Genomic DNA, 23,724 nt, shown 5'->3' with positions numbered 1-23,724 from the left:
AAGCCTAACTCTGACCAATTTTATTAGTCAAAAGGGAATCCTTATACTGACTAGGAGACTTCTTGCACACTTTTTTGAACACACGGCTGAAGTAGTTCGGATCGTTGTAGCCGACTTCAAATGCAATTTCTTTTAAGCTGTGGGAGCCTTTTTCCATCATCTTTTTGGCTTTTTCGATTCGGCATTTTGTTAAATAATCGATGTAGCTGATGCCGAGCTCTTCTTTGAAAATTTTGCTGACATACTGCGGAGAGAGGTTGAACTCCTTTGCCATTGCCTCAAGAGACAGATCGGTGTGGCAGTTTTTCTTGATGTGCTGCTTCATCCGGTTCGGGATATCGTCCTGAAGATTTTCAGTCGCCTGTTTGTATTGGCTGATCACATCTCCCAAAATAAAATTCACTTCTGTTTTCATTTGCAAATATGATTTTGCACTGAAAGAAAAGACTGGTTTTCTGATTACAAAGCCCATTTCATCCAAGTAGCGGATCATTAATGTCATCGTGTCATAGACTTTTTGCTCTGCTTCAGCAAGCGGGTGCTGAAATTTCTCAAAGTACCCGGTCATCGTCTGAAAATGACTGCGGACTCCTTCCCACTTGCCGATCCGCAATTCCTCCAGGATAAGCTCTTCAATGTGGTGCATTTCTCTGTCTTTCATTTCTTCATTGGAGATCAGATCGCTGTAAAAGCTGTACCTGGCTCCAGAACCTGCTGTTATAGAGGCACGGAGCGCTTCGTAATAAGATTGTCTGATTTGCTCGAGCGCCGGGTATGCCTTGCCGATTCCGATCGCTGCAGATGCTGAGAATAATCCTTTGAGATTATTTAAGATCTTTTGAACGAGGGCTATGGCATTTCTGCGGTAATGGTGCAGTTCTCCTTCTGAGAAAACAATAATCGGAACCTGCAGTCCTGACATCGGCCCGACCCACCCTTTTGATTGAAGCTGAATGGTTTTTTTAAGCTCTCCGTACATTTGCTCAATTGGACCTGTCAGTGAATCCTGTGAAAAGTGAACCAAGAGGACAAAGGATGGCTGCGTTTGGTCGACATCGAGCAAATTCATGCATTCATGAAGATGAACATCATGAACGTGATCAAAAAGAAGCTGGGTGACAAGATCGGCTTCCACAATCGGAATCATTTTTTGAATGCGCTCCTCTGTTTTTTGCTTTTTTTCTGATTCCAATAAATCAAGCTCGATATCATTGATCACCTTTTGAATGGTTGATAGAATGACTTCCCGTTTGCTCGGCTTTAATAAATAATCCTTCACACCGAGCCTTAGCGCCTGCTGGGCATAATCGAATGTATCATAAGAGGAGACAATTAAGATTTTGGCATTCGGGACGATTTTCTGAATTTCTTTAATGGCTTCAAGCCCGTTAATTCCAGGCATCTTGATATCCATCAAAATGATATCCGGTTTATGCTCTGAGGCTAGCTCAATCGCCATTCTTCCGTTCTCAGCCAGACCAACAATTGAAATGTTTTTAAAGTCGGTTTCAATTATTTTTTTCAACGCCAGTCTTTCAATTTCTTCATCTTCCGTAATGAGCAGCTTCATGATCTTCGCTCCTTTCTATTGCAGGAAATTTTATTGAAACAACTGTCCCTTTGTTTCCAGCCGCATGAATTTCCATCACATCATGCTTATTGGTAAATAAACGCAAGCGCTGAACAACATTTCGCAGGCCGATGCCTGTTGACTTGCTTTGGATTGAATCCGCCTGTAAATCTGAGAGAACTTGCTCTTTTATCTCCTCAGACACCCCGCAGCCTTCATCCTGCACACTGACATGAATCTCATTGTCCTTCCTGAATACACGAACCACAATGGACCCGCCCTGTTCATATGGCTCTACCCCATATTTAAACGCATTTTCCACAATCGGCTGAAGAAAAAATGCAGGAACCTGAGTCTCCAGACACGCTTCCTCAATTTCAAAACTATATGAAATTCGAGATGAAAACCTCGCTTTTAAAATCGTCAGGTATTCCTTTACTAAATCAAGTTCATCACGGATAGTCACGTTCTCATCCACACTTCTGAGATTGTATCTCAGAAGATTGGCAACGGTCGATATCAGATCGCTCGTCTCAAATGCATCCTCTAAATAAGCTTTTTTTGAGAGGGTGTTTAAGGTGTTAAAGAGGAAATGCGGATTGATCTGATTATGGAGCCTTTTTAATTCACTCTCTTTCAAAAGCAGCTGATATTCTTTAATCTCTTTTTCGAGCTTCGCTTTCTCCTTTATTTCTGCAACAAGCTCTTTAATATTTTCTCTCATCCGGTCAAAGGTTTTTGCGAGAAACGAGATTTCATCATTGCTGCTGACCTTGATCGGATGGTCAAAATTCCCGGCTGCCACCTCTTTCGCTCCTTGAGTCAGGAGGTAGATGGAACGGGTAATGCCTTTTGAAAACCAATAGGAAAAGGCAATCGATATGATCAGAACTATACCCAGTATCCATAGACCAAGCGACCGAAGATGGTTTGTCACTTCGATCATTGATTCATAAAACTGCTTTTGATTGGTCAGCTCTTTTTTGAATAAAAGAAGAGTTGTTTCGTCAATAAATTTAGATATTTGCAGGGCTTCATCGTATGCAGCCTGTGAATTTTGCCGCTTGTCCAGCTTGTGCATCATGATGGTTAAATCCATCGCTTCAACCTGGCTGTCCAGCATGTAAATATAGTCGGTTAAAGCAATGGCATTGGCCTGATTTTTCAGCTGATCCAGTTTCGTCTTTGAGGCGTTCAGCTGATTCCTGTAGGTTTCATAGCTAGTCTGATTTTCAGGAGACGGCGTGCTGATATACGCACTTAGCTTTGCCAGTGCTGTCCCGCTTGTTGTAGAAACATGATTTAAAAGCAAGTAGCGCTCAAGGATATTGTTATACTCATAAATAGATTTTTGGTTAATATAGCTGATCGCTGTCCAAAATGCTCCCATTATCAGAATGATCATGAGCGACATGGTCAGGATTTTTCTCTGAATCCGTGTCACGGCCTGCTCCCCTCCGTTATCACGTTTGTTTCCGTATAAGTGGAGACAGGCAGCGGCAAATCTTCCTTTTCAAGCCATTTCACAATCGTTTCTACGCTTTTTACTCCCATTAAAGAATGACTGTGATGGATGGTCCCGGAAATCTTACCGCTTCTTAAAAGATTCATTGTTTCCTGGGTATCATCAAACGTATAAATTTCAAATCCAGACAGAGCAGATCTTGATTCAATCGTTCTTACAATTAAATCGCCATCATCTATTCCCGTTCCAATCAGCATCTTCATTGATGGATACTGATTTAGAAGGTCATTTGTCTGTTCCTCTGCATGCTGTCTGTCTGTTTCAACTAGTTTAATAGAGGATGCCTTCAAACTGTCCTTTAACCCTTTTATTCTCTGTGTTTCAATTGAGGTGACATTGTTCCCCTTGATAATTCCAATGGTTTCATTGTTTTTTACTGCCTTTTTTATATAGTTCCCCAGTTCTAGACCTGTTTCATAATGATTGGAGCCGATAAAAGATTTCCGGAGACTTCCTTGCAGATCCGCCATAATCGTAACTACTGGAATTCCCTTCATCGTTGACTTCTGAATCATTTCTGAAAACGAAGGATCGTCAATACCGAGGAGCATGATTCCATCCACTTGTGAGGAAATCGCCATATTCATTGCTTTTTGCAGCTCTTCATTATCAGGAAGATTGGTCCCTTTAATATCAAGGCTTACTTGGAGTTTCCGAGCCGCTGCCTCCACCCCTTTAATCACCTGATTCCAATACGCATCACCAAGATAGGGAGAAATTAAAACAAGCCGGTACCGGTACTCCTCTGCATCTGCCTGAGCTGAAAAGGATTGACTGGATTGATAGATCTGAAAAAGCTGATAGAGAGGAAAAAGAGAGATCAGCAAAAAAACAAACAGAGCCAGCTTTAGTCGCTGCTTCATAGAATCACCATTTCATAGGACTTTTTAATTAATTATAAGGGTTTGCTGAGGTTTGTAAACGCTTATATTTTGTGTGGTTTCTATCGAAGGTATGTTATTGAGGTTCATTTTGATGGAGAGGAGGTCTTTTCTATAAAAAGAGGTATTATGGTCTTAATATGGTTGGTTTGCTGCACTTTCTTACGTGCACGGCCCATCTTTGTTGTTGAATAACTCAATTTAATACACTTTGTTATGTGAACGGTCACTGTTTGTTGCTTCATATCATACCCATCAATCCGCCACAAAACCAAAGGCTCTTTTCTTAAACATAGTTGCTTTTAGACTAAATGTTTAAAACCTTTAGTGGATTGTGGCGGATAAACTTGACTCCTGCGGGAAAATAGAGGGAAATGGGAGACCCCGCAGGCATGCCGAGGAGGCTCCCAGCCGGACCGCGGAAAGCAAGTTCCTGGAGCGGAAAGGAACGGACAACATTTATAATCGAAAACAACAATCTATGGGAAAGCAGCCAAAACCAAAAACCCCCAGGATCCAATATCCCGGGGGTTTCTTGATTAGATTTTATTCTGTGATACGTTAATTCGATTCATTGCTCGGCGCAAGGCAAGTTCCGCACGCTTGAAATCGATATCGTCTGTACTTTTGTTCAGACGCTGTTCAGCGCGTTCTTTCGCAGATTGTGCACGAGTTAAATCAATATCTTCTACAGTCTCAGCAGCTTGTGCCAAGATTGTGACTTTGTCAGGCCGTACTTCTAAAAAGCCGCCGCTAACAGCCACGAGTTCCGTGGATTTTCCTGTTTTTAACCGAACTGCTCCTATTTGAAGAGGAGCCACCAACGGAATATGACCTGGCAAGATTCCGAGCTCACCGCTTTGAGCCTTTACGCTTACCATTTCGACGTCTGCATCGTAAACTGGGCCATCGGGAGTAACGACATTGACTTGTACTGTCTTCATACTCTATACCCTCCTGCGTCCCAAAATTATACTTCTACACCCATGTTCTTCGCACTTGCGATAACATCTTCAATGCGTCCAACCAAACGGAAAGCATCTTCTGGAAGATGATCGTATTTGCCTTCAAGGATTTCCTTGAATCCGCGAACTGTTTCTTTAACAGGAACGTAAGAACCTGCTTGACCAGTAAACTGCTCAGCTACGTGGAAGTTTTGGGATAAGAAGAATTGAATACGACGTGCACGGTGCACGACTAATTTATCTTCGTCATTAAGCTCATCCATACCAAGGATCGCAATGATATCTTGTAATTCTTTGTAGCGCTGAAGTGTTTGCTGTACTTGACGTGCAATATTGTAATGCTCTTCTCCAACAATTTCAGGAGATAATGCACGAGATGTAGAAGCAAGTGGATCCACAGCCGGGTAAATACCCATCTCAGAAAGCTTACGCTCAAGGTTAGTTGTTGCATCTAAGTGAGCGAAAGTTGTTGCAGGAGCCGGATCCGTATAGTCATCGGCAGGTACATAGATCGCTTGGATCGATGTAACAGAACCAACATTTGTAGACGTGATGCGCTCTTGCAGCTGACCCATTTCAGTAGCAAGTGTCGGCTGGTAACCAACGGCAGATGGCATACGGCCAAGAAGGGCTGATACCTCTGAACCTGCTTGAGTGAAACGGAAGATATTATCCATGAAGAAAAGAACGTCCTGTCCTTGGTCATCACGGAAGTATTCAGCCATTGTAAGACCTGTAAGTGCAACACGCATACGTGCGCCAGGCGGCTCATTCATTTGTCCGAATACCATCGCTGTTTTCTTGATAACGCCAGAATCAGTCATCTCGTGGTAAAGGTCATTTCCTTCACGAGTACGCTCTCCAACACCGGCGAATACAGAGATACCGCCATGCTCTTGAGCGATGTTGTTGATAAGCTCCTGGATAAGTACAGTTTTACCTACTCCAGCACCACCGAAAAGACCGATTTTTCCGCCTTTGATGTAAGGTGCAAGAAGGTCTACTACTTTAATTCCAGTTTCAAGAATTTCTACCTCAGTAGAAAGCTGATCGAATTTAGGTGCTAATCTGTGGATTGGGTCACGACGGGATTCAGCAGGAATTGCTGCATCCAAATCGATATTATCACCTAATACGTTAAATACACGTCCAAGTGTAACATCACCAACTGGTACAGAGATTGGTGCACCTGTATCTAATACTTCACTTCCGCGAACAAGGCCATCTGTTGATGCCATCGCAACGGTACGAACTGTGTCGTCACCTAGGTGAAGGGCAACTTCCAATGTTAATTCTGACGCTGCTTCGTTTTCGCTGCGTCCTTTGAATGTAACTTTAAGGGCGTTATAGATTTCAGGAAGCTGACCGCTTTGGAACTTTACGTCAACAACCGGACCCATAACTTGAGTAACGCGTCCTTTATTCATCGTTTTCCCTCCTAACTTGCTAGTGCAGAACATTTCTGTCTATGAAACCCATCTATTGGGCCAGTATGTCTATTCGAGTGCCGCAGCTCCGCCGACGATTTCAGTGATTTCCTGTGTAATCGCAGCCTGACGTGCACGGTTATAAGAAAGTGTAAGACTGTTAATAAGTTCTTTCGCATTGTCTGTCGCATTTTTCATCGCTGACATACGCGCAGCATGCTCAGAAGCTTTACTGTCTAAAAGTGCTCCGTAGATGAGACTTTCAGCATATTGTGGTAATAACACTTCTAAAATCTCTTCCTCAGAAGGTTCAAATTCGTAAGATGTTTTCTTAGTAGAGACGGCTAGATCAGAAAGAGGAAGAAGCTTCGTTTCTGTCACGTCCTGCTGAATCACACTTACGAAATGGTTGTAATACACATAGATTTCGTCAAACGTTCCATCATTGAACATATTAACTGTGTTTGTTGCAATATCTTTAATCTCAGCAAATGATGTGTCATCTGCAATACCTGTCACTTCAAGAGCGATTTGAACACCGCGTTTCTTGAAGAATTCACGTCCGATTTTACCGATTGCAATTACAGCGTACTCATCTTTCGACGTGTGGCGCTTTTGGATTGCCTGGTATACGGCACGCAAAACGTTACTGTTAAGGGCACCAGCTAATCCGCGGTCAGATGTGATCACAAGATAGGCTGTTTTCTTAACTGGACGGCTAACAAGCATTGGATGGGACGCACCCGTACTGCCTAAAGCTATGTTTGCAACCACCTCTTGTATCTTATCCATATAAGGCACAAACGCTTTTGCGTTGTTTTCGGCGCGGTTCAGCTTTGCGGCTGAAACCATCTCCATTGCCTTAGTAATCTGGCTTGTTTTCTTCGTTGAGGTGATTCTTGATTTAATGTCGCGTAATGATGCCAAAGGTTCTCACCACCTTTTTATAAAAATCAACCTGATTCATTATCTTAAGATAAAGTATGAAGGCCGGCCTTCATACTTCACCTCATTATTCAGTAATCGCGAATGTTTTTTTGAATGCAGCAATAGCAGCCTGGAAGTCGTTGTCTTCCGGAAGTCCGCCAGTTGTGCGGATATGATCAAGCAATGCTTTATGGTTTTGCTCCAAGAATACATAGTACTCTTCTTCAAAACGTTTAATATCTTCAACCGGGATATCATCTAGGAATCCTTTAGTTAACGCGTAAAGAATCGCAACTTGCTTTTCAACGCCAAGAGGTTTGTTCAAGCCTTGCTTCAAGACTTCAACTGTACGCGCTCCGCGGTTTAATTTCGCTTGAGTTGCTTTATCAAGGTCAGATCCGAACTGGGCGAATGCTTCTAGCTCACGGTAAGAAGCAAGGTCAAGACGCAGTGTACCTGATACTTTTTTCATTGCTTTGATCTGTGCAGATCCTCCAACACGTGATACAGATAGACCGGCGTTAACCGCAGGACGTACACCTGAGAAGAATAAGTCAGACTGCAAGAAGATTTGTCCATCAGTGATGGAAATTACGTTTGTTGGAATGTATGCTGATACATCGCCAGCTTGTGTCTCAATGAATGGAAGAGCTGTTAATGAACCAGCGCCTTTTGCATCACTAAGTTTTGCAGCACGCTCAAGAAGACGTGAATGCAAGTAGAATACGTCACCAGGATATGCCTCACGACCTGGAGGACGGCGTAGTAATAATGAAAGTTCACGGTAAGCAGATGCTTGTTTTGTTAAATCATCATAAACAACCAATACGTGCTTGCCATTGTACATGAAATGCTCACCCATTGTTACACCAGCATAAGGAGCTAAGAATAATAGCGGTGCAGGCTGTGAAGCAGATGCAGTAACAACGATTGTGTACTCTAACGCGCCATTTTTACGCAGTGTTTCAACTACGCCGCGGACAGTTGATTCTTTTTGTCCGATTGCAACGTAGATACAGATCATATCTTCGTTCTTTTGGTTTAGGATCGTATCGATGGCAACAGATGTTTTTCCTGTTTGACGGTCACCGATGATTAACTCACGCTGTCCGCGACCGATTGGAATTAGAGAGTCAATCGCTTTAATTCCTGTTTGTAATGGTTCATGAACAGATTTACGATCCATAACGCCTGGAGCCGGGCTCTCAATTGGGCGTGTATGTGTTGTTTCGATTGGACCAAGGCCATCAACAGGCTGTCCTAGAGAGTTTACGACGCGTCCGATTAACGCTTCACCAACCGGTACCTCCATGATGCGTCCAGTACGGCGAACTTCGTCACCTTCACGGATATCAGAGTAAGGTCCGAGGATAATGATACCTACGTTGTTTGACTCAAGGTTTTGAGCCATACCCATTACGCCGTTTGAAAATTCAACAAGCTCTCCAGCCATGACATTGTCGAGGCCATGAGCACGGGCGATACCGTCACCAATCTGGATAACTGTACCTACATCACTAACTTTGATATCAGACTGATAGCTTTCGATTTGCTTTTTAATCAGTGCACTAATTTCTTCTGCTTTGATGCTCATGAGTTTCACCCCTATCTACGATCTTTTTGCAACAAGTTGTCGCTCTATACGTTCAAGCTTTCCGCTTATACTTCCATCATAAATGCGATTGCCGATACGAAGCTTCACTCCGCCGATCAGGTTTTGATCAATAACATTTCTTAAACGAAGAGATGTTTTGCCGATTTTTTTGGCAAACGTATCAGACAGCGCTGTTAATTCATCTTGATCTAATAATCTGACAGAGTAGACAATCGCGTCTTCTGTGCCGCGCTCATCATTCGCAAGCTTCACAAAATGCTCAGCAAGCTCAGGAATCACACTGATTCGCTGACGTTCAATCAAGAGGAGAATTGTACTTAAAACAGGTTGAGATAAAGAAGCAAACGCTTCACTCATCATGGATTTTTTCTTTTCTAGAAGCACTTTTGGATGTGTAAGCACGTTTAATAATTCAGGATTATCTTTTGTGACCTTCTCGATCACAAGCAATTCCTCTTCGAACTTGTCAATCGTGCGGTTTTCCTTGGCGATTTGAAAAAGAGCCAATGCATAGCGAGCTGCAACTATTTCTTTACTCATCGGCCTTCGCCTACCTCTTTAATATAATCTTGGATAAGCTTTTCTTGTTCTTTCTCGTTTAATTCTTTTTCAATAACCTTTGTAGCAATTAAAATAGATAATGAAGCTACTTGCTCACGAAGAGCGGCAACAGCTTGCTCTTTTTCCTGAGCAATTTCTTTAAGTGCAGACTGCTTCAGGCGATCTGCTTCTGAACGAGCTACTAGGACGATTTCTTCCTTTTGCTTTTCACCAAGCTTCTTCGCACTTTCTACTAAACCTTGTGCTTCAAGTCTGGCCTGCTTTAATAGTTCACGCTGTTCTTCAGCAAGTTTCTTAGCTTCTTCGTGCTTCGCTTCAGACGCGCCAATTTCAGATGCAATGTGCTCTTCACGCTGTTTCATGATGCCCATTACAGGTCCAAGAGCATATTTTCTCAGCAATGCAAGTAGGATTAAGAAAATAACCAGCTGGAATACAATGTCTCCAGTATTTAAAGATAAACCTGCACCAACTACTAGATTTGACGTTAACATTGCCCGGTTTCACTCCCTTCAAGAGTTCCATGATGGGTTACTATCAAAAAAAGCACGAGATTGTTCTGTTTAATTCTCGGCCGCATATTTTAAATAGAAACATAAAGCAATGGCGAAGAAGGGTAAAAAACGATCTTCGCCATTTATGTAGAGAACCTGTCTCTTTATTAACTTCCTAATACGATAAACGCGATAACTACGCCGATGATCGGAAGTGCCTCAACTAACGCGATACCGATGAACATGATTGTTTGAAGCTTACCTTGTAGTTCAGGCTGACGAGCAACACCTTCTACTGTACGTGAAACGATAAGACCATTACCAATACCAGCACCAAGTGCCGCTAAGCCGATTGCAATTGCAGCTGCGATTAAATTCATTATATAAATCCCCTCTCAAAATATTAAAAAGTTTTTTGATCCTGATGAAACGGTTGAAACATATTAATTAATGGTCGCTGCTCACTTTGTGAGACATATAAACCATTGTTAACATTACAAAGATAAATGCTTGGATGGAACCTACAAAGATACTGAATGCCTGCCATAACATCATTGGCACTGCGGCAGATAAAATGCCGATTGGACCAGTTACTGCGAGTCCTGCGAGAAGTCCCAAAAGGATTTCACCAGCATAGATGTTACCGTAAAGACGCAAACCAAGAGTCAATGTGTTAGCAAACTCTTCTATTATCTTAATCGGGAAAAGGAACGCCATAGGTCGGAAGAAATCCTTCCCATACTCAGCTGTGCCTTTCATTTTCACACCATAGTAGTGTGTCAATGCCACGACCATAACAGCAAGAGTCAGAGTAATCGTTGGATCTGCTGTCGGTGATTTCCACCATAGTTCATGGTTTACAGCAATTGAAAACGGCAGCCCGAGCATATTTGATACAAATATGTACATCAGGAGCGTAACGCCAAGCGTAAGGAATTTCCCGCCTGTATGCCAGTCCATGGAGCTGTTGATGATTCCTTTGACGAAATCCATGATCCATTCAAAGAAATTCTGCATCCCTGTCGGCTTCATTGCCAATTTGCGAGTGGCCAGTACCGCTATTAAGAAAACGATAACACTTGCAACAGTGATCATTAAAACGTTGGATAAGTTAAAAGTAAGGCCTAAAAACTCTACTATAGGAGCTTCGTGATGCAATAGATTCACCTCTCTTCCGGCTAAGCGCGTGAGTGTTGAAAAACATAATCTATCATAATGACAATGTAAACTGTCATTAATCCAATAATGACACTAACCATATTCAGATATTCGGGAAACTTGATCGCGAGCAGGGCAGCTAAACCAGCTGACGCCAATCGTGATGCAGTGCCGAGTGACCTGACCTTCCTGTTCTGCTGAATCGCTTCACCGAACTGAACTTGTTTGCGCACCATTGACCATAAGTTGAACAAACTGAGTGCTGTTCCAAGCGCCAGCCCCAAAAAGACAGACTGATACCCGGTAAATCCCCAGCCTATGGCATAAAAGGACAATAGGTAGAACATATACTTGCGATATCTGTGGTACATCTGGTGCAAATCAAACATGAATGATTCAGTCTCCTGAAAAAAAGTGGTGGACTAGCTTGATCATTGCGGAAATACCGATTCCGAGCCCAATGAACAATCCTATGATCATAAAAAGCGGTTCAGTCTGGAAATATCGGTCGAGCCATCTTCCTGAAAAGATGCCAATTAGTGTTGAACCGACTAGCTGAGACAGAATGCCTGTCATTAGTGCCATGGCCTGCATTGGATGACGCTCTTTTTTGCGCATTCACAAGTCCTCGCTAATAGATTAATAAAGGATTTTTCTGGGGATAAAAGCGGTATATGAAAGCGGTATGAAAACCTTATCATTTACCCTCGTCTAGCATACAATAGGCTCTAGTCAAAGTCAATTGGTTTAAAACCAAAAAACTGACAATCAAAAAGGCCTATCACAAAAAGTTCACATTTGATTTTCAGCGCTCTTTTCCCCAGGATCTTCCAGGATAAAATCTGTTTCTATTGTATCTTCCTTGCTGCCTTTTCTTGCAAAAATGACCGCTTTATAGAGTCCGTCTTTCAGCTTTAGATCATCCTTTTTAAACGTCTTCCTGACAACCCCTCTTTGGAGATTCCTGCCCCAGTCAAGAAAGCCCTCAAATCTGAGTGTATCCGGGTCATAAAGGGCAATTCCCATTTCATCGGCCCCGCCAGGCAGATAAAACTCGTATTTATATGTTCCTGCGGTATCACCAAATCCAAATTCAAATCCCATGACACGGGGATAATCCGGTTCATCCACTACATATAGATAAGGAATCTTTTCGATTCGCCCGCCCGCTTCCACCTCAATCCAGCCATGATGCAGTCCAGCTTCCATCCCATTTGAATAAATATCCAAAGTGATGAATACATCCTTTTGCTGTTTTGGTTCTACCTCTGCTTTTTGCGGAATCTTCCATTGAAGACCTTTTGTATATGAAGGATAGATGAAAGTGTATGCCTTTTTTTCATCCGACTGGTTATCAAGAGTCAGCCTTACTTTTTTCTGGATCCGGTCTCCGTGCAGAGGAACTTGTCCGAATGACAATGAACCGGGGTACAGGAGAAAGTCCGTTTCCAGAGCACGGGCCAAATCGATTCTTCCCGCTCCCTGCTCGATGGGTTTATAGTAGTTTCCGTTTTTGTTTTTCAGAGGCTCTGCTGAATTCATTAAGGCCGCTTTGATTTGCTCAGGGTTCCAATCAGGATGCGCCTGTTTTAAAAGAGCGCTTGCTCCAGCTACATGGGGCGCCGACATGCTTGTTCCCTGCAGGCTTAAATACCCCTCCGGAACGGTGCTGTCGATTGCAACACCCGGTGCTACCACATCCGGTTTGATTTCCCACGAATAGGTGACAGGACCTCTTGAACTGAAATCTGCCAGCTGGTCGGATTCATGCTGATAGACCGTTCGGACGAGCGCATTATTGTTCAATTGCTTTTTAAGCCATAATCCATCCTCTTTTGAAATGGAAACCACAGGGATGCCGACTTCTAATTCAAGATTACCTGCGAAATTGCCTTTCATGTTGTTGTAGATAATGATTGCCTTAGCTCCGACTTTTTCGGCAAACAGCGCTTTTTCAGTAAAAGTGATTTTGCCTCTCTCAACGAGTACAATCTTCCCTTTCATATCTGCTTTATATTGGTGTTCTTCACCAATGCCCGCAAACACGATTTCTTCCCCTTGACTCAACTTCCATTCTTTTGATCCGGCAAGGGCTGTAATCGGAACCATTTTCCCCGCTCCGCTCAGCTTTAGATAAGGTATTTTTTGCGGAGGAGTGGATGCCCCGACGGAAATGGATTTGCTTGATGTGCCCGGCGAGCCGATTGTCCATACTCCAGGACCGGAGTTCCCGCTTGATGTCACTGCCACGATTCCATGTTCAACTGCACGATCCAGAGCGAGACTTGTAGGCCAGTCTGGTCCATTAACTGTATTCCCAAGCGACAAATTTAACACATCCACTTTATCTTCAATCGCTCTTTCGATAGCCGCTATCACTTGTTCGCTGGTGCCAAATCCCCCAGGACCAAGCGCCCGGTAAGCAATGATTTCCGCTTCCGGTGCTACGCCCTGAAGTTTTCCATTCGCCGCAATGATCCCGGCCACATGTGTCCCGTGCAGCGTTTCCGTTCCATCTGTCGCTTTTGTTTCCATCGGATCGCTGTCTCCGTCTATGAGATCAGCTCCCCCGTGATAGCTTCTGGACAAATCAGGATGCGTATAATCAATGCCGGTATCAATAATGCCCACCTTTACACCCTTGCCCGTCAGCCGTTCATGTTGAGCATCGAATTTTCCGCGTACTTCATCCCCGCCGATAAACGGGACACTCTCTTCAAGATCCACATGATAGGCCGTTACCGGGCTCGCGTGCACAACATGAGGTTCTTTTTGAAGAGCTTCAAGATCTTTATGCTTGCCAGCCAGGGTAAAGCCGCTGAATACCTTTTTAAAAGTGCGGCGAATGTGAACGTTCGGATAAGTTTTCCTTATTTTTTGCGAGAACGCAGCTGCATGTTCTTTTTCAACAACAATCATGATCGTTTCTGCCTTATCCGGTGATTCTTCAGGAATAGGAGGGATTGCCGGAAACGTTTCTGCCTGAGCTGAAAAAGAAATCAGCGTGAAAAATAAGAAAGAGAGCGTGCATGTTCGGACCATTTTTTGTCACCTCTCTCTTATTCTTTTCTAAGGGAGGTTTTTTCATGAAAAAAATCCCCCTTTTTATAAAGGAGGATTTCATTTCTATTTATTTCGTTCCGAACATGCGGTCTCCGGCATCACCTAGGCCAGGAACAATATATCCATGATCATTTAATTTTTCATCAAGTGCTGCAATGTAAATATCAACATCAGGATGTGCTTCCTTCACAATCTCCACACCTTCTGGAGCTGCGATTAAACACATGAATTTGATATTTTTAGCGCCGCGTTTTTTCACACTGTTGATTGCTTCAACAGCAGATCCGCCAGTTGCAAGCATTGGATCAACAACGATAAATTCGCGCTCTTCCACGTCAGAAGGGAGTTTCACATAATACTCGATCGGCTTTAACGTCTCTGGATCGCGGTATAAACCAACATGTCCTACTTTTGCAGCCGGAATCAGTTTAATGATACCGTCAACCATTCCAAGACCAGCTCGGAGAATAGGGACAATCGCAAGCTTTTTGCCAGCCAAAACCTTTGATTTTGCTACTTGCACAGGTGTTTCAACTTCCACTTCTTCAAGCGGCATGTCTCTTGTAATTTCAAACATCATCAGGCTCGCAACTTCATCAACAAGCTCACGAAACTCTTTCGTACCTGTCTTTACATCACGGATATATGTTAGCTTATGCTGAATAAGTGGATGATCAAAAACGTATACTTTGCCCATCGGCTCATCTCCTTTTCTATGACACTTCAATAGATTTTACAGAAAAAGCAGAGCCGTTTCAAGAAGGTTGGGAGATTTATTTGCAGGATTTTTATCCAAGGCCGGATAGACAGCAGTTTTTTACCGGATTTTAAAAATGATGAGCATCTTTCAAGCCATCTATCAGTGTAATTTTGACTTTTATCAATGTAATTTTGAGTTTTATCAGTCTATTTCTAAGTTGTATCAGTCTAAATCATGAATTTATCCGTTTAACGAGAAAACAGCTCACCCTTCAGGCAGGTGAGCTGATTTTTTTAGTTCTGGAAATTTGAGATAGAGGTTCCCGGACCGCTCAATGGAGTCGTGTAAACATGGTTCGCTCCGCTTTCCCAAACAACATTTCCGCTTGCATCCTTTTTAATATACTTAAATTCAATATTGCGTCCAGCCGGTACACTGACATCATAATACCAGCCCGGATACTTTGTGATCACCTGATTATACATCGGTCCCGCTGCCTTCGCTGCATCCCAGTTTCCAAGCTCACTTACATTTCCTACTATATAAATGGACTGGCCAGGACTTGTTGAAGCATTATTTGCAATAAACCGGACAGATGACTGTTTTCCGGATAAAACCTCAACAGGACCGTACGTATTGCTTACAGTCCCGCCTGATGTTGCGGCAGACACTTGATAATTGCCTCCTGTTATAGCAGGAACCTGTGCTTTAATTTCTGTATTCGACCATGATAATACGGAGGCATTTACTGTTCCGAACTTAACTGTACCTGCAGAAGTGCCGAAGGATTCTCCGCTGATTGTAATTGTGCTTCCCGGCACTGCCATAACCGGCCCGATTTGCCCAATTGCCGGCGCAGCTGCGGTTCCATTGGAGGAATAGACACCTGCTTCACCCGGTGAAAGGTCAAACGCAGAGACAGCACCGCCGCTTCCAACTGATAAGCTGTTTCCATTTAGAAGGGAAGTCAGCTGATCAGAATAACTCCCTGCCGGAAGAGCTGTTGAGAGATTTGATATGTTGTAAGCTGCTGTTTTGCTTTTATTTACTGCTACTAATACTGTATCTTTGCCAAATGTTCTTTCATAGATATAGACATCATTATTGATCCATCTCTCTTTTGTTTTACCGTAGCCTAAAGCCTGGTTCGACTTCCGCAGAGCTGCAAGCTTGCTGATGATCTGATAGGCCTTCGTTGTTTTATTGAACGATGTTTGTTTTTTCCTGTTGTTCGGGTCTCCATTACCTGTCATATATTGCTCGGTTCCATAATAAACGTTCGGCACACCTCTTGAAGTGAGCATGACAGCTAAAGCAAGATCCGTATTTTTTACATCCGCCCCGTCAAAGTGAAAGCGGTCCATATCGTGATTATCGAGGAAGGTGACCTGATCGGCAGCCTGTTCGTATTTCGCTTCCGACTCAGTAATCATCGAGTTGAAGCCATACCAGTTATCAGAACCGTTTCTTAATACCTGTCTCAGTTTCTGGCCAAAACGGAAGTCTAGCAAGGACATTCCTGTCGTATTGGCAAAGTTATAATAGTTTTGGTCCACTTCATTTTCCCCAAGGAACCATTCTCCGAACGTAAACACCGGCTTATAGCTGTAGATGGTTTCCATGAACGTCTTTTGCCAGCCGAACGGCATGTGCTTCACTGCATCTACTCTGATTCCGTCAATTCCCATATCCAGCCAGAGCTTCACAGAATCTTTTAAGTATTTGTCTACTGTCGGATTCTGATGATTGAAATCTGCCAGATCATATAGATTTCTGTAAATCCCATCTTCAATAGAAGAAAAATTCGTTCCCCCATTATCATGGAATAAGCCTTTCGTGTCGTTTGTATAGCCGCCCACAAGGGTTCCGTTATCATACAGCTTTCCGTTTTCCATATAAGACGGAGTGTCTTCAGATGCTGGAGAAGTGTGATTTGGCGCAAAATCGATAATGACCTTTATTCCCTTCTGATGGGCTGTATTGATAAGGGTCTGAAACTCTTGCATCGTGCCGTAAAATGGGTTTGTCTTTTTAAAATCCCGTGCCCAATATCCGTGATAAGATGTCGTGCCTGCCGCATCATTTAAAACAGAGTAGACATTTTCAACAGGCTGGGAAATCCACAAGGCAGTAATTCCCATATCCGTGAAATATCCGTCATTCAATTTATTAATAATCCCCTGCCAGTCACCGCCGCAGTATTTTCTTAAATTCGAGCAGTCTGCGCTGAACAAGCTGCCTGTCGGGTTGTTAGTAGTGTTCCCATCACTGAATCGATCCGTCATAATTTGATAGATAACATCGTTCGAATAGTTTACTTTATTAGTAGTGGAAGCGTTTGCATAATTACCTGCAAACGGTCCATACAAACTAAAAATAAGAACAAATGCAACTGTTAAACTCATTGCTTTTTTTAGCATCCAGCCATCTCTCCCTTGATCATGTTTTCCTGCTGCTTCCTTTAACTGCTTCCTCCTTTCCATAATAAAACCCCGTTATTCATATAGAATAACGGGGTTGTTGTCCATATCAGGACAATGCATAGCCCTCAGGTTATGTTGCTAGTACGGGTTGTAGTTATCTAAGAATGATAATAAATTGATTTAATTGTTTACACAATATTCTAAATACTCATTTTCCACTTTCTTCTATTAAGTATTTTGTCCTATTCCAGGCCAAACCCAATTTACATAGATTACCTATTTTATGAAATTCATAGACTTCTATCTATGAAACGTTTAAAATCATCAAAGAGCGTTTTTTAAATGAACTAGCTAAAGAGGTGGATATAAACTTGAATTTATGGGAGATTTTTGTTGCTGTTGTATTAGGAACGGTTGAAGGTTTAACGGAATTTGCTCCAGTATCCTCTACTGGACATATGATTATATTTGATGATTTGCTGTTTCAGTCAAAAGAGCTTTTTGGGGCACCTGTTGCAAATACGTTTAAGATCGTGATTCAGCTTGGATCGATTCTTGCAGTCGTTATTATTTTCAGAGAGCGTTTTATCAGTTTGCTCGGTCTGAAAAAAGAAACAGCTGAGGAAAAACGGACGAAGTTAAAATTAACACAAGTCATCGTAGGCTTGCTGCCTGCTGCTGTACTTGGACTTTTATTTGAAGATTATATCGATGAACACTTATTTTCTATTCATACGGTTTTAATCGGTTTGGTAATTGGAGCATTCTTAATGTTAGCTGCTGATTTCGTTCAGCGCAAAAGAACCATTACAACAGAAACTGTGGATAAAATCACATATAAACAGGCTCTGCTTGTAGGGCTGATTCAATGTTTAGCGTTATGGCCGGGATTTTCGCGTTCTGGATCGACGATTTCCGGAGGCGTTATGCTTGGCATGAATCATAGAACGGCATCTGATTTCACCTTCATTATGGCCGTTCCAATTATGGCGGGAGCAAGCGGACTTTCTCTCCTTAAAAATTGGGAGTACTTCACGATGGACGCACTGCCATTCTTTATTGCAGGATTTATCAGCGCATTCGTTGTTGCTTTAATTTCGATTCGTTTCTTCCTGGCCCTAATAAACAAAATTAAACTTGTGCCATTTGCCATTTATCGCATTATTTTAGCTGCAGTGATTTATTTTGTATTCCTATAAGAGAAAAGAGCAAATCCGATTCATCTGGATTTGCTCTTTTTTTGATCAAAAAAAGGCTGAACAAGTCAGCCCAATCTTATTTATAGTTGCTCATACATAGAAAATTTAGAAGTTAAAGCTTCTACTCTTTTCTTTGCTTCTTGTAATTTTGCTTCATCTTCAGGGTTGCTGAGTGCAAGACCCATGATTGAAGCAATTTCATCCATATCTTCAAGACCGAAGCCTCTGCTTGTTACAGCAGCTGTACCGATGCGGACACCGCTTGTTACGAATGGACTTTCTGGATCAAATGGGATCGTGTTTTTGTTCGCTGTAATTCCGATATCATCCAATACTTTTTCTGCCACTTTACCAGTCAGGTTAAGAGAACGCACATCAATTAAAATCAAGTGATTGTCTGTTCCGTCTGATACAAGTGTTAATCCTTGGTTTTTCAAGCCTTCAGCAAGACGGTTTGCATTCGCAATGATGTTAGATGCATATGTCTTGAAGTCGTCTTGAAGAACTTCTCCAAATGAAACAGCTTTTGCAGCGATTACGTGCATTAGCGGTCCGCCTTGGATGCCAGGGAAAATGGATTTATCAATCTTTTTCGCAAATTCTTCTTTGCAGAGAATCATTCCCCCGCGAGGTCCGCGCAATGTTTTATGTGTTGTTGTTGTAACAAAATCAGCATAAGGAACAGGATTTTCATGAAGGCCTGCCGCTACAAGTCCAGCGATATGAGCCATGTCTACCATGAAATATGCTCCGACTTCATCCGCAATTTCACGGAATTTCTTGAAATCAATTGCACGAGGATATGCACTTGCGCCTGCAACAATCAGCTTTGGCTTATGTAAACGGGCTTTTTCTAATACATCTTCATAATTGATGCGGTGTGTATCCTTATCCACGCCATATTCAACGAAATTGTACTGCACGCCGCTGAAGTTAACAGGGCTTCCGTGTGTTAAGTGGCCGCCATGAGATAAGTTCATACCAAGTACTGTATCGCCGTGTTCAAGGATTGTGAAGTAAACAGCCATGTTTGCCTGTGCACCTGAGTGAGGCTGCACGTTAACATGCTCTGCACCAAAGATTTCTTTTGCACGGTCTCTTGCGATATTTTCCACAACATCCACGTGCTCACAGCCTCCGTAATAACGGCGGCCAGGGTAGCCTTCCGCATATTTGTTCGTAAGGACTGAGCCTTGCGCTTCCATAACGGCTTCTGTTACAAAGTTTTCGGACGCAATCAATTCGATTTTCGTGCGCTGACGCTGTAATTCGTCCTGAATTGCTTCAAATACGCTAGTATCCTGCTTGCTTAAATGTTTCATGCTTTAAAATCCCCCTATCCAAATTCACTTGATTTTGCAGACAATTTTCACATTCAATTCAATTTTATTGTACACGTTCATGATCAAGATTGTAATAGATTTCTGTTTATTTTTTATCAAGAACGGTGATATTTTAAAAAAACGTCTTAAAATCACGAATGATAATTAATCTCTATTTTATATCGTTCGTATTTATCACGTGCACTTTTTGTTTTCTTCCTTGGCTGCATAGACAGCTCTTTCGCCGCCGATCAGTTTCGGACGCGTCTTTGCCATTGTAACGTGGGCATATCCAACCTGCTTCACAGAGCTCCTGACCGGAACTGCTACATGCTTAAGGTGCATGCCAATAAAGGTATCCCCAATATCAATGCCCCCGTCAGCTTTGATGAATTCAACCACAACAGGCTGTTTGAAAGCTGAATAAGCATATGCAGCCATCGCTCCGCCAGCCGCACGGACTGGTGTAACCGTTACTGCTTCAAGATTATAAGAAGCAGCTGTATCACTCTCGACCACAAGGGCTCTGTTCAAATGCTCGCAGCATTGGAAAGCGAGATGCATGCCTGTTCTTTCTTGAAGTGCTTTTAATTCTTCAAAAATCATTTCGGCCGCTTCAATCGTACCGGCCGTCCCTATTTTTTCTCCAATCACTTCACTCGTGCTGCAGCCAACCACAAAGATGTTCCCCGCGCGAAAAGAAGATTGCTCTTCTAAATCAGCAAGCATGGTGCGAAGCTGACTCTTCCACTCTCCAATCAATGTCATTTCGCTCACCCTTGGACTTTATTTTCAAAAGCAGTAATTTTACTGACGCGGTTTTCATGTCTGCCGCCTTCAAATTCTGTTGTGAGCCAGACTCTTGCGATTTCGCGGGCCAGACCAGGACCGATCACACGCTCGCCCATTGCAAGCATATTGCTGTTATTGTGCTCTCTTGTTGCTTTTGCACTGAATGTGTCATGTACAAGCGCGCAGCGGATCCCTTTTACTTTATTGGCAGAAATGCTCATGCCGATTCCCGTGCCGCAAATCAGAATGCCGCGGTCAAATTCTCCGCTTGCCACTTTTTCTGCTACCGGCAAGGCATAATCGGGATAATCGACCGATGTTTCGCACTCGCATCCAAAATCTTCATACTGTATGTTCATTTCATCCATCAGCTGCTTGATTTCCTCGCGGAGATTAAGCCCGCCATGGTCAGAAGCAATCGCAATCTTCATTTTAAACCCTCCAGAACGCTTAATTTTCTAACTTCTTAATTAAGAGCTTTATCATCTTTTCCAAATCTTCACGGGTCAATCTGTATATCTCAAGTGAACCGCCGAACGGATCCATGACATCGCGCCGATCCTGTCCATCCTCCATCACAAATTCAGAAAGAGTAAAGGTTTTTTCAATCGCCTGCGGATATCGTTCAAAAATCAGTTCTTTATGGCTTTCAGTCATTGTTAAAATGTAAGTTGCCCAGCGGATGTGCTCTTCATTCAAAAGAGCCGACTGGTGATTGCATATGATACCTTTCTCATCAAGCGCCTGCTTTGCATGAAAAGAAGCATCACCGCCGTCGCTTGCATACACACCTGCAGATTTGACCGACAGGAGATCATTTTCTTTCATATGATTCAATAACGCTTCAGCCATGGGGCTTCTGCATGTATTTCCGGTACAAACAAAAAGGACATTAATCATTCATCTACCTCCTTTGTTTTATTATAATCCAAATAGAGTCCTGAAAGTAGTCATTGCGCTTTATGAGAATGAGAAAAGCGCAAGTAAATGCGCTTTTTGCCAAAACTTGCGAAGCCGATCAGGCCGAGGAGCCTGAGCGGTTCCGCTCGCCATCGAAGCTCCAAATACTTTTTAAAACTAAGGCTGTTTTCGCATAGATTGTTGTTTTTGATTATAAATGTTGTCCGTTCCTTTCCGCTGCAGGAACTTGCTTTCCGCGGGGAGCGTGGAAGCCTCCTCGGCGAGCCTGCGGGGTCTTCCATTTCGCTCTATTTTCCCGCAGGAGTCAAGTTTATCCGCCACACTCCACTAATGGTTTTAAACATCTAGTCTAAAGGCAACAATATTTACGAAAAGAGCCAAAACTAAACAAAAAACAGGCCTTAATCGGCCCTGTTATCCTCTTTTTATATAGGAAAAATCAGCTTCAGGCCAAATCCTAAAAGAATGCTTCCGCCGAGAGCTTCACCGTATGTGCCAAGCCAGTTCTGAACTCTTCTGCCAATCAGGAGGCCTACCCACGTCATCACCATACTGACTATGCCGAACATCGCGATCGTCAGGAACGTTCTCGCGCCATAAATGCCAAGACTCAAACCGACAGAAAAGCTGTCCAGGCTCACGCTGAGCGCAAAAAAAAGGAGCCCAAAGCCAACCGGTGTAATCATAGGTTCATTGTCTTTTTTAAAGGAAGCGAAAATCATCTGCACTCCGAGAATGATCAGCAGGGCTCCGCCAGCAATTGAGGCGATATTCCCAAACGTACTTGAGAGCACTTTTCCGATCCACATTCCGGCAAGCGGCATCCATATATGAAACAGTCCAATTGTCAGGCCAATATAAAAAATCTGCCTTAACCGGAGTTTGATCAGCCCCATCCCAAGTCCGACTGAAAAAGCATCCATTCCAAGTGCAAATGCCATCATAAATAAGGTAATGAGTTCCCCAATTAATGCCTCTATACTCATTCTAAAGCCTCCTCGGACACGCCTCATTCAAACTTATGCACGTCCGAGTTTGCTTAGAACATCTTCTAAAGCGATCTTATTCCTTCACAATCTGGTGTCCGGCAGCCTTCAGCAGACGGTTCATCACCGCTTGACCGACACCTTTATTTGAAAAGCTTTCGCTGTAAATGCAGTCTACCCCCGCCGCATCAAATTCACGAAGCACGTCGTAGAGTCCAGCCGCAACTGTCTGCATATCCTCTCTGCTTCCGCACACTAAAACAGCATCTGCATGATAACTGTCTGCATTTTCTTTTGTTGCAAGCACACCTACTTTTTTACCTTCACGTCTTGCAGCATCAATTGTTTTTTGAAAAAAAGACAAAGAGCCTTCAACAATGGTTAAGGGTGCAATAGGCGCATAGTGGGTATATTTCATTCCAGGCGACTTTGGAGTATGCCCTTCTTCTATTAAAGCCTGATCCATCTCCACTTTTCCAATCAGACTTTCCAGCTGTTCCTGCGTCACACCGCCGGGTCTTAAAATAACCGGAATCTGCTGTGTGCAATCCAGGACAGTTGATTCCACACCAACACCCGTTGCGCCTCCGTCCATAATGCCTGAGATTCTGCCGTTTAAATCATCAAATACATGAGCAGCGCGTGTAGGGCTTGGCTTTCCAGAAAGATTCGCACTAGGTGCGGCAATCGGCAAGTTTGCTTCTTTTATTAGCGCAAGTGCAAGCGGATGATCAGGCATTCTTACAGCTACTGTATCAAGTCCCGCTGTGACACGATCAGACAGGCCTGATTTCTTCGGCAAGACAAATGTAATCGGACCCGGCCACAATACATCGATTAACTTTTCCACATAATCAGGTACGTCTGCTGCAATTTCATGCAGCTGTTCTTTTGTCGCTATGTGGACAATCAGTGGATTATCGCTCGGTCTGCCCTTTGCTTCATAAATCTTACCCACAGCAAGATCCGATCTGGCGTTGGCGCCAAGACCATATACAGTCTCTGTTGGGAACGCAACAACCTCATTCTCTCTCAATTTGGCTGCTGCCTGTGCAATTTGTGGATAACTCAAGGATAAATTCTTCAAATTATCCACAATCCAAACTTTCGTTTCCATTCTTATAACTCTCCTGTCTAACATGTGAATAACTTTGTATTTACCGACCTTTTCTTCCATTCCTCATGAAAGTATAAA

Annotated in this window: 23 protein-coding genes; 1 reads left to right on the top strand and 22 read right to left on the bottom strand. The window is 43.0% G+C overall.

Going from position 1 to position 23,724, the window contains the following annotated elements:
• Positions 1-4: 4 nt before the first annotated feature.
• The 16 genes from GJU41_RS09475 to GJU41_RS09400 all read right to left on the bottom strand — a co-directional run bounded on the left by GJU41_RS09475 (position 5) and on the right by GJU41_RS09400 (position 17,306).
• The gene (locus GJU41_RS09475) at positions 5-1,570 is read right to left on the bottom strand and encodes a response regulator transcription factor (RefSeq protein ID WP_154318428.1); all 1,566 of its coding nucleotides are present in this window, start codon (positions 1,568-1,570) and stop codon (positions 5-7) included.
• A complete protein-coding gene (locus GJU41_RS09470) occupies positions 1,545-3,014 on the bottom strand; it encodes a sensor histidine kinase (protein ID WP_154318427.1) in 1,470 nt (489 codons plus the stop codon). The genes GJU41_RS09475 and GJU41_RS09470 overlap by 26 nt, the downstream gene beginning before the upstream one ends.
• Positions 3,011-3,958 carry a sugar ABC transporter substrate-binding protein gene (locus GJU41_RS09465; RefSeq protein WP_154318426.1) on the bottom strand — a complete coding sequence of 316 codons (948 nt, stop codon included), beginning with the start codon at positions 3,956-3,958 and terminating at the stop codon, positions 3,011-3,013. Before GJU41_RS09465 ends, GJU41_RS09470 begins: the two co-directional genes overlap by 4 nt.
• Positions 3,959-4,515: 557 nt before the next feature.
• A complete protein-coding gene (locus tag GJU41_RS09460) occupies positions 4,516-4,920 on the bottom strand; it encodes a F0F1 ATP synthase subunit epsilon (protein WP_070877088.1) in 405 nt (134 codons plus the stop codon).
• Positions 4,921-4,946: 26 nt separating this feature from the next.
• On the bottom strand, positions 4,947-6,368 hold the full coding sequence (atpD, locus tag GJU41_RS09455; protein WP_070877087.1) for a F0F1 ATP synthase subunit beta: 1,422 nt from the start codon (positions 6,366-6,368) through the stop codon (positions 4,947-4,949).
• Between the two features lie 69 nt (positions 6,369-6,437).
• Positions 6,438-7,295: an ATP synthase F1 subunit gamma gene (gene atpG / locus GJU41_RS09450; protein ID WP_070877086.1), complete on the bottom strand. Its 858-nt coding sequence runs from the start codon at positions 7,293-7,295 to the stop codon at positions 6,438-6,440.
• An 85-nt stretch (positions 7,296-7,380) separates the two neighbouring features.
• On the bottom strand, positions 7,381-8,889 hold the full coding sequence (atpA, locus tag GJU41_RS09445; RefSeq protein ID WP_070877085.1) for a F0F1 ATP synthase subunit alpha: 1,509 nt from the start codon (positions 8,887-8,889) through the stop codon (positions 7,381-7,383).
• A gap of 15 nt (positions 8,890-8,904) precedes the next feature.
• Positions 8,905-9,450 carry a F0F1 ATP synthase subunit delta gene (locus GJU41_RS09440; protein WP_070877084.1) on the bottom strand — a complete coding sequence of 182 codons (546 nt, stop codon included), beginning with the start codon at positions 9,448-9,450 and terminating at the stop codon, positions 8,905-8,907.
• Entirely contained in the window at positions 9,447-9,965 is a 519-nt protein-coding gene (gene atpF / locus GJU41_RS09435; RefSeq protein WP_070877083.1) for a F0F1 ATP synthase subunit B, read from the bottom strand. The genes GJU41_RS09440 and atpF overlap by 4 nt, the downstream gene beginning before the upstream one ends.
• Positions 9,966-10,132: 167 nt before the next feature.
• A complete protein-coding gene (atpE, locus tag GJU41_RS09430; RefSeq protein WP_029283354.1) occupies positions 10,133-10,345 on the bottom strand; it encodes a F0F1 ATP synthase subunit C in 213 nt (70 codons plus the stop codon).
• Positions 10,346-10,412: 67 nt separating this feature from the next.
• A complete protein-coding gene (atpB, locus tag GJU41_RS09425; RefSeq protein ID WP_070877082.1) occupies positions 10,413-11,123 on the bottom strand; it encodes a F0F1 ATP synthase subunit A in 711 nt (236 codons plus the stop codon).
• A gap of 20 nt (positions 11,124-11,143) precedes the next feature.
• Entirely contained in the window at positions 11,144-11,512 is a 369-nt protein-coding gene (locus GJU41_RS09420; protein ID WP_070877081.1) for an ATP synthase subunit I, read from the bottom strand.
• A gap of 7 nt (positions 11,513-11,519) precedes the next feature.
• Positions 11,520-11,741 carry an AtpZ/AtpI family protein gene (locus GJU41_RS09415; protein WP_070877080.1) on the bottom strand — a complete coding sequence of 74 codons (222 nt, stop codon included), beginning with the start codon at positions 11,739-11,741 and terminating at the stop codon, positions 11,520-11,522.
• A gap of 174 nt (positions 11,742-11,915) precedes the next feature.
• A complete protein-coding gene (locus GJU41_RS09410; protein WP_282958533.1) occupies positions 11,916-14,165 on the bottom strand; it encodes a S8 family serine peptidase in 2,250 nt (749 codons plus the stop codon).
• Between the two features lie 88 nt (positions 14,166-14,253).
• The gene (gene upp / locus GJU41_RS09405; RefSeq protein WP_070877078.1) at positions 14,254-14,883 is read right to left on the bottom strand and encodes a uracil phosphoribosyltransferase; all 630 of its coding nucleotides are present in this window, start codon (positions 14,881-14,883) and stop codon (positions 14,254-14,256) included.
• A gap of 296 nt (positions 14,884-15,179) precedes the next feature.
• Positions 15,180-17,306, bottom strand: a complete 2,127-nt coding sequence (locus GJU41_RS09400; RefSeq protein ID WP_396653219.1) for an alpha-amylase family glycosyl hydrolase — start codon at positions 17,304-17,306, stop codon at positions 15,180-15,182.
• 374 nt (positions 17,307-17,680) lie between these two features.
• On the opposite strand from GJU41_RS09400, the gene GJU41_RS09395 reads away from it, so the two are divergent.
• Complete coding sequence (locus GJU41_RS09395; RefSeq protein WP_070877077.1) at positions 17,681-18,508, top strand: undecaprenyl-diphosphate phosphatase; 828 nt, start codon at positions 17,681-17,683, stop codon at positions 18,506-18,508.
• 80 nt (positions 18,509-18,588) lie between these two features.
• Here GJU41_RS09395 and GJU41_RS09390 read toward each other — a convergent pair whose 3' ends face one another.
• The 6 genes from GJU41_RS09390 to GJU41_RS09365 all read right to left on the bottom strand — a co-directional run bounded on the left by GJU41_RS09390 (position 18,589) and on the right by GJU41_RS09365 (position 23,646).
• Positions 18,589-19,830, bottom strand: coding sequence for a serine hydroxymethyltransferase (locus GJU41_RS09390; RefSeq protein ID WP_070877076.1), 1,242 nt, complete (start codon positions 19,828-19,830; stop codon positions 18,589-18,591).
• A 195-nt stretch (positions 19,831-20,025) separates the two neighbouring features.
• The gene (locus tag GJU41_RS09385) at positions 20,026-20,598 is read right to left on the bottom strand and encodes a TIGR01440 family protein (protein WP_070877075.1); all 573 of its coding nucleotides are present in this window, start codon (positions 20,596-20,598) and stop codon (positions 20,026-20,028) included.
• Between the two features lie 5 nt (positions 20,599-20,603).
• Complete coding sequence (rpiB, locus tag GJU41_RS09380; RefSeq protein WP_070877074.1) at positions 20,604-21,053, bottom strand: ribose 5-phosphate isomerase B; 450 nt, start codon at positions 21,051-21,053, stop codon at positions 20,604-20,606.
• Between the two features lie 19 nt (positions 21,054-21,072).
• Entirely contained in the window at positions 21,073-21,522 is a 450-nt protein-coding gene (locus GJU41_RS09375; protein ID WP_070877073.1) for a low molecular weight protein arginine phosphatase, read from the bottom strand.
• A gap of 446 nt (positions 21,523-21,968) precedes the next feature.
• Positions 21,969-22,529 (bottom strand): manganese efflux pump MntP, encoded by a 561-nt coding sequence (locus tag GJU41_RS09370; protein ID WP_070877072.1) that lies wholly within the window; start codon positions 22,527-22,529, stop codon positions 21,969-21,971.
• Between the two features lie 76 nt (positions 22,530-22,605).
• On the bottom strand, positions 22,606-23,646 hold the full coding sequence (locus GJU41_RS09365) for an L-threonylcarbamoyladenylate synthase (RefSeq protein WP_070877071.1): 1,041 nt from the start codon (positions 23,644-23,646) through the stop codon (positions 22,606-22,608).
• Positions 23,647-23,724: the final 78 nt, after the last annotated feature.

The organism is Metabacillus idriensis, from assembly GCF_009674765.1.
GTDB classification, from domain to species: domain Bacteria; phylum Bacillota; class Bacilli; order Bacillales; family Bacillaceae; genus Bacillus_P; species Bacillus_P idriensis.
This window is presented reverse-complemented; position numbering and strand designations above follow the sequence as displayed.

What these genes read in the sequence shown, in the direction of transcription:
- upp (WP_070877078.1), bottom strand. Translation starts at nt 14,883, where the DNA reads ATGGGCAAAGTATACGTTTTTGATCATCCACTTATTCAGCATAAGCTA.
- GJU41_RS09410 (WP_282958533.1), bottom strand. Translation starts at nt 14,165, where the DNA reads ATGGTCCGAACATGCACGCTCTCTTTCTTATTTTTCACGCTGATTTCT.
- GJU41_RS09475 (WP_154318428.1), bottom strand. Translation starts at nt 1,570, where the DNA reads ATGAAGCTGCTCATTACGGAAGATGAAGAAATTGAAAGACTGGCGTTG.
- GJU41_RS09465 (WP_154318426.1), bottom strand. Translation starts at nt 3,958, where the DNA reads ATGAAGCAGCGACTAAAGCTGGCTCTGTTTGTTTTTTTGCTGATCTCT.
- atpF (WP_070877083.1), bottom strand. Translation starts at nt 9,965, where the DNA reads ATGTTAACGTCAAATCTAGTAGTTGGTGCAGGTTTATCTTTAAATACT.
- atpE (WP_029283354.1), bottom strand. Translation starts at nt 10,345, where the DNA reads ATGAATTTAATCGCAGCTGCAATTGCAATCGGCTTAGCGGCACTTGGT.
- GJU41_RS09440 (WP_070877084.1), bottom strand. Translation starts at nt 9,450, where the DNA reads ATGAGTAAAGAAATAGTTGCAGCTCGCTATGCATTGGCTCTTTTTCAA.
- atpD (WP_070877087.1), bottom strand. Translation starts at nt 6,368, where the DNA reads ATGAATAAAGGACGCGTTACTCAAGTTATGGGTCCGGTTGTTGACGTA.
- GJU41_RS09375 (WP_070877073.1), bottom strand. Translation starts at nt 21,522, where the DNA reads ATGATTAATGTCCTTTTTGTTTGTACCGGAAATACATGCAGAAGCCCC.
- rpiB (WP_070877074.1), bottom strand. Translation starts at nt 21,053, where the DNA reads ATGAAGATTGCGATTGCTTCTGACCATGGCGGGCTTAATCTCCGCGAG.
- GJU41_RS09415 (WP_070877080.1), bottom strand. Translation starts at nt 11,741, where the DNA reads ATGCGCAAAAAAGAGCGTCATCCAATGCAGGCCATGGCACTAATGACA.
- GJU41_RS09460 (WP_070877088.1), bottom strand. Translation starts at nt 4,920, where the DNA reads ATGAAGACAGTACAAGTCAATGTCGTTACTCCCGATGGCCCAGTTTAC.
- atpA (WP_070877085.1), bottom strand. Translation starts at nt 8,889, where the DNA reads ATGAGCATCAAAGCAGAAGAAATTAGTGCACTGATTAAAAAGCAAATC.
- GJU41_RS09365 (WP_070877071.1), bottom strand. Translation starts at nt 23,646, where the DNA reads ATGGAAACGAAAGTTTGGATTGTGGATAATTTGAAGAATTTATCCTTG.
- GJU41_RS09420 (WP_070877081.1), bottom strand. Translation starts at nt 11,512, where the DNA reads ATGTTTGATTTGCACCAGATGTACCACAGATATCGCAAGTATATGTTC.
- GJU41_RS09385 (WP_070877075.1), bottom strand. Translation starts at nt 20,598, where the DNA reads ATGACATTGATTGGAGAGTGGAAGAGTCAGCTTCGCACCATGCTTGCT.
- GJU41_RS09400 (WP_396653219.1), bottom strand. Translation starts at nt 17,306, where the DNA reads ATGCTAAAAAAAGCAATGAGTTTAACAGTTGCATTTGTTCTTATTTTT.
- GJU41_RS09370 (WP_070877072.1), bottom strand. Translation starts at nt 22,529, where the DNA reads ATGAGTATAGAGGCATTAATTGGGGAACTCATTACCTTATTTATGATG.
- GJU41_RS09390 (WP_070877076.1), bottom strand. Translation starts at nt 19,830, where the DNA reads ATGAAACATTTAAGCAAGCAGGATACTAGCGTATTTGAAGCAATTCAG.